This window comes from Rubrivirga sp. (assembly GCF_049648075.1).
Taxonomy (GTDB): domain Bacteria; phylum Bacteroidota; class Rhodothermia; order Rhodothermales; family Rubricoccaceae; genus Rubrivirga.
The window spans coordinates 1-10,069 of record NZ_JBARYR010000771.1; the positions used below are offsets into that span (position 1 = coordinate 1).

Consider the following 10,069-nt stretch of genomic DNA (forward strand, 5'->3'; position numbering starts at 1 on the left):
GTTCGCGCCCTCGCCTCAGGAGATGTACCCGTTCGGGCTGCCGCCTTTCGCGACGGTCTCGGTCCGCGACCTCGACCGGCACCTGTGCGGCGCCTCGAGGCCGGGCCACTTCCAGGGCGTCACGACGGTCGTGACGAAGCTGCTTTTGGCTTGCCGGCCGCACGTCGCCGTCTTTGGGCAGAAGGACGCGCAGCAGCTCGCCATTATCCGCCGGATGGTCGCGGAGCTCGGGTTCGGCCTCGAGGTCGTCGGCCACCCTATCGTGCGCGAAGCCGACGGGCTGGCGATGTCCTCGAGGAACCGCTACCTCTCGCCCGAGGAACGCAAACAAGCCATCGTCCTGTCCCAGGCCATTCGCGCTGTCGAGTCCGCCCTCGAGGCCGGCGAGCGCTCGGTCGACGCCCTGCGCCGCTTGATGCGGGAGACCCTGCAGTCGGCACCGCTGGTCCGGCCGGACTACCTCGAGGTCGTCGACGCGGACACGTTGGAGCCGGCCGTCACGCTCTCGAGTGAAAGCCCTTCCGATGGCCGGTACCTTGTGGCAGTCGCCGCGTTCGTCGGCGACACCCGCCTCATCGACAACACGACTTTGGTTGTTGGGGATTAGGTGTTGGGTGTTGGGGCTCTCCCCAATCCCTGATCCCCATCCCCCAATCCCCACACCTCATGACGATCACGCTGTTCAAGGGCAAGCTCCACCGCTTGACGGTCACCGAAGCGGCCCTCCACTACGAGGGCTCGATCACGCTCGACCGCGAGCTCATGGAAGCCTCGGGCATCCTGCCCTACGAGCGGGTCCAGGTCGTCAACGTGAACAACGGCGCGCGTCTCGAGACGTACACGATCCCGGACAAGGTGGGCTCGAGGACGGTCTGCCTCAACGGCCCCGCCGCTCGCCTGTGCGCGCCGGGCGACCTGGTCGTGGTGATGGCCTACGCCGACATGACGCCGGAGGAGGCCGAGACCCACCAGCCGCGCGTCGTCCTGGTCGACTCGGAGAACAACCCGACCCAGGTCTTCGACCTCGATGGCGCCGACGTCTCGGACCCGACGATGCCCGCCGTGACGAACGCCGTCGAGGCCGACGACATCTGGGCGCCGCGGCTCGGGCAGAAGAGCCGCCGCCCTCAAGGCCGCCCCCGCCGATAGCGCCGACTCCTCGCGAGGACTCGCCCTCGAGGTTGCCACCTCGAGAGCCAAAAAAAGGCCGGCGCCCTCGAGGACGCCGGCCCGTTTCGAAATGAGGTCGAGCGCTACGCGTCGATCACGTCGGCGCCGTTCTGGACGATCTCGCTCTCCGAGAAGAAGTAGCGGCCCTCCTTGACGCCGTTCTGGGCCGAGTCCGAGCCGTGGACGGCGTTCTCGCCCATCGAGGTCGCGAACTGCTTGCGGATCGTGCCCTCGGCCGCGTCGGCCGGGTTGGTCGCGCCGATCACCTCGCGCCACGTGGCGACCGCGTCGTCGCGCTCCAAGACGAGAGGGACGCACGGGCCGCTCGACATGAACTCGGTGAGCTCGCCGAAGAACGGGCGCTCGGCGTGGACGGCGTAGAAGCCCTGGGCCTGCTCCAAGGTCAGCGTCGTGAGCTTCATCGCGCGGACGGCGAAGCCCTCGGAGAGGATGCGGTCGAGGATCTTGCCGGCGTGTCCGTTGGCGACGGCGTCGGGCTTGATGATGGCGAGCGTGCGCTCCATGTCGGTCTGGGGAAGTGGGTCGGGCAATCAACCCCGAGGGCGCGGGCCAGACCGCGAATCGCCGGGGAAGAGGCGGGTAGCTTCGCGACGTGCCCTCCGTGCTCCGTGCTCCCGCCGCCCGCGTCTGGTTCTTCTGGACGCTGACGTGGAACGTGGTCGTGCTGGCGACGATGTGGCCGGCGTGGATCCTCGCGATGAAGCTGTGGCCGACCTCGAGGACGTTCTGGACGTGGCTGCGAGCCTGGGCCTGGTTGGTCCTGACCGGCTGTGGATTCCGAGTCGAGGGCGCCCATGACGCACCGAGGGGTCCTGTCGTCTACGCGGCCAATCACCAGGCCATGCTGGACATCCCGGCGCTCGCGTTGGGCATCCCCGCGCCGTTCGTGTTCGTGGCCCGCTCGGAGCTCCGGCGCCTCCCGCTCGTCGGCAGCATCCTGGCGGTCTCCCGGTGCGTCTTCCTGGACCGCCGTGCGCCGGGCGGAACGGACGCCGCCCTCGAGGCCGCGCGCGAACGATTGGAAGCCGGCGAGTCCGTCCTGCTTTTCCCCGAGGGGACGCGGAGCTACGGCCGCGACCTCGGTCGGTTCTACCCCGGCGCGTTCCGGCTCGCCCTCGAGGCCGGCGTCTCCGTCGTACCGGTTGCGATTGACGGCGCGTACCGTCTCCTGGACGAGAATGGGGAGACGGCCCAGCCGGGTCGCGTGACCGTCAAGCTCGGAGCCCCGATCGAGCCGTCCGGCTCCGCCCTCGAGGTCGGCCGACAGGTGCGGGCTGCCGTGAACGGGTTGCTGCCTTGACAGCGCCCTCGAGGTCGGCACACACGTCCCGCGGGGCGTCTCTACGTCTGACGCGTCCTCGAGGCCGAAGACGTCGCGATGACGTCCAAGAATCCGCGTCGAGTCGGCGACCTCGAGGGCGGCCCGCGCGCATCTTCCCCAATCCCCAATCCCCAACCACATGCGCATCGCCCTCGTCCAGCAGCCCGCCACCGACGACCTCGAGGGCAACCTCGCCCGCGGCCTCGAGGCCTTCGACCGAGCGGCTGACGACGGCGCCGACGTGGTGGCCTTCGCCGAACTCGCGTTTACGCCGTTCTACCCGCAGCGCTTGGCGACGCCCGCCGCCCTCGAGGCCGCCGAGTCCATCGACGGTCCGACCGTCCGGGCGTTCCAGGAGCGGTGCCGGGAGCGGGGCGTCGTGGCCGTCCTCAACCTGTTCGAGCGCGACGGCGACCGAACGTTCGACACGTCGCCCGTGATCGACGCGGACGGGACGTTGCTGGGCCGAACGCGGATGATCCATATCACGGACTACCAAGCGTTCCACGAGCAGGGCTACTACGCGCCCGGCGACCGAGGTCTGCCGGTCTTCGACACCGCGGCCGGCAAGATCGGCGTCGCGATCTGTTACGACCGGCACTACCCCGAGGCCATGCGCGCGCTCGCTGTCGCCGGTGCCGAGGTCGTCGTGGTGCCCCAGGCCGGCGCGGTGGGAGAGTGGCCGGACGGACTGTACGAGGCCGAGCTCCAGGTCGCCGCGTTCCAGAACGGGTACTTCACGGCGCTCGTCAACCGCGTCGGCCCCGAGGAGCGACTCACGTTCGCGGGCGAGAGCTTCGTCTGCGCGCCCGACGGAACGGTCGTCGCCCGAGCCGAACAGGGCACCGAGGAGATCCTGGTGGCCGACCTCGACCTCGAGGCCGTCGCCTCGTCGCACGCCCGGCGCCTGTTCCTGCGCGACCGCCGGCCGGAGCTCTACGCCGACTGGATCTGACGTCCGGGGGACGTGGTCGTGTCACGATGCTGGCGCGGCCGAGTCGCTTCGGCTACCAGCCCCACGTGCCGGGCGCGCCCTTGAACGGCCCGACTACCTTCGGCGTGACCCATCCGCCGTAGAAGCCTCCCGGTTGCGGCTCGACCCGCTCGTCGCCGATCCAGCACGCGTCCATCGGCCCGGCGTAGACCGCAACGTGGTCCTTGAGCGCTCGGTACGTCGGCCGAGGGTCGGGGTAGGCCCACGCCACCTTCTCCGCCCGGTGCCCGTTCGAGACGACGTCGAAGTAGACCGCGAGCCCCTTCCATTCGCACCCCGACGTCTCCGGCCGGCCCTCGAGGACGCCCTCGATGAAGGCGGACGGAGGCAGGTAGATCGTCGGTGGGTGACTGGTCTCCAGGATTCGCAACGCCTCATTGGTTCGCGCGATCTCCTGGCCTCCGAACGCGATGCGGACCGTCTCGCCGACGGCCTCGAGGGCGGGCGGGCGCGGGTAGTCCCAGACGGACTCTTGGCCGGGACCGGGCGGGATGGGTGTGACGGGAGGCATGGCGACGAACGGCGTGTCGGCCTCGAACGCCGTCGAGCGCGTCGAGGTCGCCGGTCCGTCCTCGAGGTCGCTCTACTGACGAGAGCTCCGCCGCTCGGTGGGACTGGGCGAGCGGGTCTCCGGCCACCCCTCGCGGACCCACCGCTCCGTGCCGAGCGCCCGGTCGATCTCGTCCTCGAGGGCGACGAGCGTGAGATGGAAGTCGGACACGCACCCGTGGTAGTGGAACACGGCGTGCTCGCCGCCGCCCGTCTTCACCATCGTCGTTGCGGTCGCTGAGTCCGTCCAGTAGCTCGAGCACGGCCCTAGATCGCCACCACGGGTCTCGCTGAGCGAGTCCGGCAACGCGTCGTACCCGGCTCGGCGGAGGGTCGAGACCAGGCCGGCCACGACCGACGGCGCGACCGTGTGGCTCGCCTGCCCAAGCACCTCGACGTGTTCCTCGCCGACGTAGCGGACGGCTCCACTGCCGTCGACCTCGACGCTGTACGTCGGGTCGCCGTTGAACCAGTCGCTCCGCGTCAGGCGAATGAGTGTGTCGCCGTCGTCTGTCGAAGCGCCAGAGGGGACGGGCTTGGGAGCGTCGGCCGGCTGGGCGCACCCGGCCAGGAGTGCGAGGGCGAGCAGCGGAAGGACCAACATGGCTGAACAGGTGGGGGAAGTACGCTACCATGCGTCCCGCGTCTGCACCTGGAGCCCCAAGGCACTTCGGATACCACCGTGGAGCCACCCGGCCCTCGTCCTCGAGACGCTGTCGGACTCGCCGTTCTCCATGCGCGTCCAGCGTCGGGCGTTAGACTGGCGGATGGCCCGCAGCGACACCGACTCCTCCGCCGACCTCGAGGCCGGACCCGTCCGCGTGGCCATGTGGAGCGGACCCCGCAACCTGTCTACGGCGCTGATGCGGTCGTGGGGATCCCGCGCGGACACCGTCGTCACCGACGAGCCCCTATACGCCGTCTACCTCGCCGGGACCGGCCTCGACCACCCCGGTCGCAACGACGTCCTCGAGGCCCAGCCGACCGACTGGCCGACGGCGACCTCGAGGCTGGCTGGGCCGGTGCCGACTGGAGCCGGGGTGTGGTACCAAAAGCACATGGCCCACCACCTGCTTCCGACCGTCGGGCGAGAGTGGCTCGACCACGGCTTTCGGCACGCGTTCCTGATCCGCGACCCCGCCGCCGTCTTGGTCTCGCTGGACCGCGTGACGCCAAACCCGACACTCACCGACACCGGGCTCCTCCAGCAAGCCGAGCTGTTCGCTCGCGTCGCCGACCTCGAGGGCGAGCCCCCGCCGGTCATCGACTCGGCCGATGTGCTGCGGGACCCGGAGGGCACGTTGCGAGCTCTGTGCGCCGCCCTCGAGGTGGCGTGGGACCCGGCCATGCTGTCGTGGGCGCCTGGCCCGCGTGACACGGACGGCGTCTGGGCGCCGCATTGGTACCGCTCCGTCAGGGCCTCGACCGGGTTCGGGCCTCCGCGCCCCGGTCCGGCCGCGGTCCCCGGCCGATTGCAGTCCGTCCTCAAGGAAGCCCAGCCTCTGTACGACACGCTCTCTCACCACCGCCTCCATGCTCCAGCAGTTTGACGAACGCAACCGGGACCTGATCGTCAACATCGGCGGCGACCTGGTCCATCGCGACGATGCCGGCGTGTCGCCGTTCGACTCTCTCGTCCAGGGCGGCGACGGGGTCTGGGAGGGGCTCCGGCTCTACGACGGCCGGATCTTCCGACTGCGCGAGCACCTCGACCGGCTGGTCGACTCCGCGAAGGCGTTGGCCATCGAGGACGTGCCGTCGCGCGATCACATCGTGGCTGAGATCCGAAAAACCCTCGAGGCCAACGAGATGCGCGACGGCGTCCACGTCCGGCTCACACTGTCGCGGGGGACCAAGATCACGTCGGGCATGGATCCGCGTCTCAACCAGGCCGGCCCGACACTCATCGTGCTCGCCGAGTGGAAGGCGCCCGTCTACGACACGTCGGGGCTGCGGCTCCAGACGTCGTCCGTGCGCCGGTCGCCGCCGGACTGCCTCGACCCCAAGGTCCACCACAACAACCTGCTCCCGTCGATCCTGGCCAAGATCGAGGCCAACGCCGCCGGGGCCGACTCGGCGCTCTTGCTAGACCGACAGGGGTTCATCGCCGAGTGCAACGGGACCCACGTGTTCTTGGTCAAGGACGGCGTGGTCCAGACCTCGCACGCCGACGCCTGCCCCGAGGGCATCACGCGCCAGACCGTCCTGGACCTGTGCGTGACCCACGACATCCCGCACCGTGCCGCCCGGCTGTCCACGACCGACGCCTACCGCGCCGACGAGATGTTCTGCACGGGGACGATGGGCGAGCTGGCCGCCGTGACCGCCCTCGATGGGCGGACCATCGGGACCGGCTCCGTCGGGCCGATGACCGAGCGGCTGACGGCGCTGTTCCGGGCCGAGGTGGCGGCCGGCGGAGAACGCGTTCTGACGTAGCCGTCTCGCTCGTCACCAACAGGTCATCGCAGGGTATGGCTCGTCCTCGAGGACGAAGAGAAAACCCTAGCAGACGCGCTCGGTTGCGGCAGTTGAGTTGTCCGTACCGTTGAGGGCTCATCCAGCAATCTTGGCGCTGGCCGCCAGCGTGACCTGTGCACCACGGCGCCTGACACCCACGACGACCTACAGACGGTCCTCGTCACCTGCACGCTCAAGCGACCGCCACGGCCGTCGCACACGGACACGTTGGCTGGACGCCGGCGGGCACATCGTCGAGGTGAACGCCGTCGAGGTCGACCGCGTGCGATCTACAAACCTCGAGGTCGCGCCGGGCGTCTACCCATCCATGGAGGAGTGCCGTCGGGCCGCCCTCGAGGACGCCGTCTTGATCCTGGACGACGGTACGACATGACGGCGCCGGCTGCCCACTTCGGGCAGCCGGCGCGCGAGACGTCGAGGACGAAGACGCTACGAGACGGTGTCGAGCGTGTCGTAGTCGTAGTTCGCCTCCTCCTTGCTGCGGATCTGAGCCGCGACGGTCAGTAAGATGCCGTAGATCACCTTCGACGAGACGTCGGCGACGGTGTACGTAATCGAACGCGCGACGACAGCGGTCTCGCCGTCGAGCAGCGGCAGGATGCCCACGCCCGATCCGTCGGGCAGGTTGGCCGTGATGGCCGGCATCAGGTACGCGCCCGGGTAGAGCATCCACGAGACCAGGAACAGAGTCCAGATGGTGCCGATCAGCTTGGCCGCGCCCGGCGCCATTCCAATCTTGCCCTCGTCGAGGATCTTCTTCATCAGGTACAGGACGTGGAAGAAGAACAGGGTCGAGATAGCACCCCAGACGTAGAAGGCCATCGCGTTCGAGACCTCGTAGTACTGGCCGATGTAGCCCGTGATGATCATCATCGCGCCCGAGAAGAAGAACTGGTTCCGCGTGGACGCGAACTTGTCACCCGTGATGTTGATCACGAACAGGATCTGGAACAGCAGCATCGGCACGTCGATGAGCCAGTTCAGGTACCGGTACCCGTTCGTGAACGTGGACGCACCGTCGGCGCGGACGTACTGGTTGAGTCCCTCGTCATAGACGAACGCGTAGTCCCAGTTCTGCGCCTGAGCGTAGAGCAACAGGAACGCAGAGACCATCACCACAACCGAGAGCACTGAGGAGATCCGGTACTTCGGGGCGACCGACTTCATCGTTAGGATGAAGTAGAAGAGAGCCGCCAGCATCACGGCGTACCCCAGCGTCAGAACATGGGCGACCATGTCGTAGGCCATCGGGGAGTACGAGAAGAAGTTCTCGAAAGGAATGTTGGGTATCATTTGGGTGAGGTTTGGGAGGGGGTGACCACGGATACAATGTACAGCCGACGCCTGTTAGGCGCTTAGTTGTTGCCTGAGATGACTATGATGTAAAAGCTTAAGGTTTGGACTTAGGGGGTTGCCTTAGGTGGCTGCATGCGTTCGCGTCAAAACGCGCCCGGTGGTCCCTATCGCTCGAGACCCCGAGATCTCGTGACCCCGAGATGAAGTGGCCGGACGTGGCTGTTGGGTGTCTACGTCTGGACAGGTGGGAAACCCGAGGTCTTGCCGAGGGGTCAGCAGGACGCCCAGCCCTCAAACCATGATGGACGCCGCCACGCTCGCCGCCCGCCGCCGCACTCTCGCCGGCGCCCTCGGGGGCGGAGTCGCCGTCCTGATAGGCAACGACCCGGAGCCGATGAACTACCCGGCGAACCACTACGGCTTCCGCCAGGACGGCTCGTTCCGCTACTACACCGGCCTCGATGAGCCGAGCCTGGCGCTCGTCCTCGATGTCGAGAGCGGCGAGTCGACGCTGCACGGGCGTGAGTCGACGCTGGAAGACAAGGTCTGGGACGGCGAGACGCCGACGATGGCCGAGCGCGCCGAGTCGGCCGGGATCGAGCACACGGCGCCGGTCTCCGACCTCGAGGCCGCGGTTCGTGGGATGCGAGCGAAGGGGCGAGAGGTCCACGTGTTGCCGCCGTACCGGGCGTCGCAGCGCGAGCGGTTGGCCGGGTTGTTGGAGGTGCCCGCGTCCTCGATCAAGCCATCCGACGCGCTCGTCGAGGCCGTGATTGCGCAGCGGATCTTGAAGACCGACCTCGAGGTCGCCGAGATCGAAGTTGCGGTCGGGATCGCGGCCGAGATGCACCGGACCGCGATGCGGCTGGCGCAGCCGGGGCGGACCGAGTTCGAGGTCGCCGCGGCCATCGAGGCCGTCGCCAAGGGGAAGGGCTCGTACCTGTCGTTCCCGGCCATCGTGACGGTCCGGGGCGAGGTCCCGCACCACCACGCCTCGAGCCACGTCTTGGAGGCCGGGGACCTGCTGCTCCATGATGCGGGGTGCGTCGCGCCGGGGTCGGGTTACTGCTCCGACATCACGCGCGTATCGCCAGTCGGCGGCACGTTCACCGACCGGCAACGGTTGATCTACAGCGTCGTCCTCGAGGCGCAGGTCGCGGCCATCGAGGCCTGTGGGCCGAGCGTCTCGTTTCAGGAGGTCCACCGACTGTCCGCAGCAACGATTGCGGCGGGCCTAATTGACATTGGGCTTCTCCGCGGGAATGTGGATGACATCGTCGAGGTCGGCGCGCACGCGGCGTTCTACCATCATGGGCTCGGGCACCCGATGGGGCTCGACGTCCACGACCTCGAGGGCTTGGGCGAGGACCGTGTGGGGTACGGCGACGAGGCGACGCGGAGCACGCAGTTCGGGACGAAGTACCTCCGATTCGCCCGCGCGCTCCGGCCCGGCATGGTGATGACCATCGAGCCGGGCGTCTACTTTAACCGCGTCCTGCTCGAGACGTGGGCCGACGAAGGACGTTTCTCGGAGTTCGTCGACTACGACGCCGCATTCGAGTGGGTCGGGTTCGGAGGCGTCCGCATCGAGGACGACGTCCTGATTACGGAGGACGGGCACCGCGTGCTCGGGCCTCCGATTCCCAAGAGTCTCGAGGACGTCGAAGCGGTCGTCCAGGGTCGTTAGCGGTGTCGGTCGTCGTCCTAGTAGGGGCCCGCCCTGGCGCCCTCGATGCGGCCGAGCGGCTCGGCCTCGAGGTCGTGGTTGTCGTGGAGCAAACGTCGAAGACGGCGACGCGGGCGCGTTGCGTCCTCGAGGTCGACTTCGGAGCGTCAGCGGAGGCGTGGCGGGGCGTCGCGGACCAGCTTGGCGAGGCCGATGCCGTCGTGGCGCTGACCGAGCGGGCCGTCCTGCCGGCGTCGCACCTGCGCACGGCGCTGGGTCTGCGCGGGTTGTCGGTCGAATCAGCTAGGCTGTGCTCGGACAAGCGAGCAATGAAGCGGGCCGTGAGGGCGGCGGGGCTTCCGTGCGCCGACTTTGTGGAGGCCGACGACGACCTCGACGCCGACGCCATCATCGAGCGGCTGCGGCTTCCGCTCGTGCTCAAGTCGGCCGTCGGATCGGGGAGCCGGGGGACGACCGTCGTCCGGGACCGCGCCGACGTGCCGGACGTCCTCGAGGACGGCTGGATGGCCGAGTCGTTCGTCGTCGGCGTCGAGATGAGCGTCGAGTCGTTCGT

13 protein-coding genes are annotated in these 10,069 nt (G+C 68.6%); 9 read left to right on the forward strand and 4 right to left on the reverse strand.

The genetic code is table 11. The annotated features are described in order from the left end of the window. A partial coding sequence (locus WBA11_RS20315; protein WP_424522450.1) for a 4-phosphopantoate--beta-alanine ligase occupies positions 1–607 on the forward strand: 607 nt, incomplete at its 5' end. 59 nt (positions 608–666) lie between these two features. After that, positions 667–1,149, forward strand: a complete 483-nt coding sequence (panD, locus tag WBA11_RS20320; RefSeq protein ID WP_424522451.1) for an aspartate 1-decarboxylase — start codon at positions 667–669, stop codon at positions 1,147–1,149. A gap of 104 nt (positions 1,150–1,253) precedes the next feature. Here the strand turns inward: panD and ndk are convergent, their stop codons facing one another. Beyond that, positions 1,254–1,694: a nucleoside-diphosphate kinase gene (gene ndk / locus WBA11_RS20325; RefSeq protein ID WP_424522462.1), complete on the reverse strand. Its 441-nt coding sequence runs from the start codon at positions 1,692–1,694 to the stop codon at positions 1,254–1,256. Between the two features lie 89 nt (positions 1,695–1,783). On the opposite strand from ndk, the gene WBA11_RS20330 reads away from it, so the two are divergent. Together WBA11_RS20330 and WBA11_RS20335 are read left to right on the forward strand one after the other, a co-directional pair. After that, positions 1,784–2,491 carry a lysophospholipid acyltransferase family protein gene (locus WBA11_RS20330; RefSeq protein WP_424522452.1) on the forward strand — a complete coding sequence of 236 codons (708 nt, stop codon included), beginning with the start codon at positions 1,784–1,786 and terminating at the stop codon, positions 2,489–2,491. A 160-nt stretch (positions 2,492–2,651) separates the two neighbouring features. Beyond that, complete coding sequence (locus tag WBA11_RS20335; RefSeq protein WP_424522453.1) at positions 2,652–3,467, forward strand: carbon-nitrogen hydrolase family protein; 816 nt, start codon at positions 2,652–2,654, stop codon at positions 3,465–3,467. A 52-nt stretch (positions 3,468–3,519) separates the two neighbouring features. On the opposite strand, the gene WBA11_RS20340 is transcribed toward WBA11_RS20335, so the two are convergent. Together WBA11_RS20340 and WBA11_RS20345 are read right to left on the reverse strand one after the other, a co-directional pair. Then, entirely contained in the window at positions 3,520–4,017 is a 498-nt protein-coding gene (locus WBA11_RS20340) for a DUF427 domain-containing protein (RefSeq protein WP_424522454.1), read from the reverse strand. A 72-nt stretch (positions 4,018–4,089) separates the two neighbouring features. Beyond that, entirely contained in the window at positions 4,090–4,659 is a 570-nt protein-coding gene (locus tag WBA11_RS20345) for a DUF6438 domain-containing protein (protein ID WP_424522455.1), read from the reverse strand. Here WBA11_RS20345 and WBA11_RS20350 point away from each other — a divergent pair. From WBA11_RS20350 to WBA11_RS20360, 3 genes are all read left to right on the forward strand, one after another. Next, entirely contained in the window at positions 4,658–5,605 is a 948-nt protein-coding gene (locus WBA11_RS20350) for an HAD family hydrolase (RefSeq protein ID WP_424522456.1), read from the forward strand. The genes WBA11_RS20345 and WBA11_RS20350 overlap by 2 nt on opposite strands. Then, positions 5,589–6,491, forward strand: a complete 903-nt coding sequence (locus WBA11_RS20355) for an aminotransferase class IV (RefSeq protein ID WP_424522457.1) — start codon at positions 5,589–5,591, stop codon at positions 6,489–6,491. Before WBA11_RS20350 ends, WBA11_RS20355 begins: the two co-directional genes overlap by 17 nt. Before the next feature lie 280 nt (positions 6,492–6,771). Further along, complete coding sequence (locus WBA11_RS20360; protein WP_424522458.1) at positions 6,772–6,906, forward strand: hypothetical protein; 135 nt, start codon at positions 6,772–6,774, stop codon at positions 6,904–6,906. Positions 6,907–6,962: 56 nt separating this feature from the next. Here WBA11_RS20360 and WBA11_RS20365 read toward each other — a convergent pair whose 3' ends face one another. Then, positions 6,963–7,826, reverse strand: coding sequence for a bacteriorhodopsin (locus WBA11_RS20365; RefSeq protein ID WP_424522459.1), 864 nt, complete (start codon positions 7,824–7,826; stop codon positions 6,963–6,965). A gap of 301 nt (positions 7,827–8,127) precedes the next feature. On the opposite strand from WBA11_RS20365, the gene WBA11_RS20370 reads away from it, so the two are divergent. Then, positions 8,128–9,516 (forward strand): aminopeptidase P family protein, encoded by a 1,389-nt coding sequence (locus tag WBA11_RS20370; protein ID WP_424522460.1) that lies wholly within the window; start codon positions 8,128–8,130, stop codon positions 9,514–9,516. A gap of 2 nt (positions 9,517–9,518) precedes the next feature. After that, positions 9,519–10,069: ATP-grasp domain-containing protein (locus tag WBA11_RS20375; protein ID WP_424522461.1), on the forward strand; the 551-nt coding region annotated here is incomplete at its 3' end.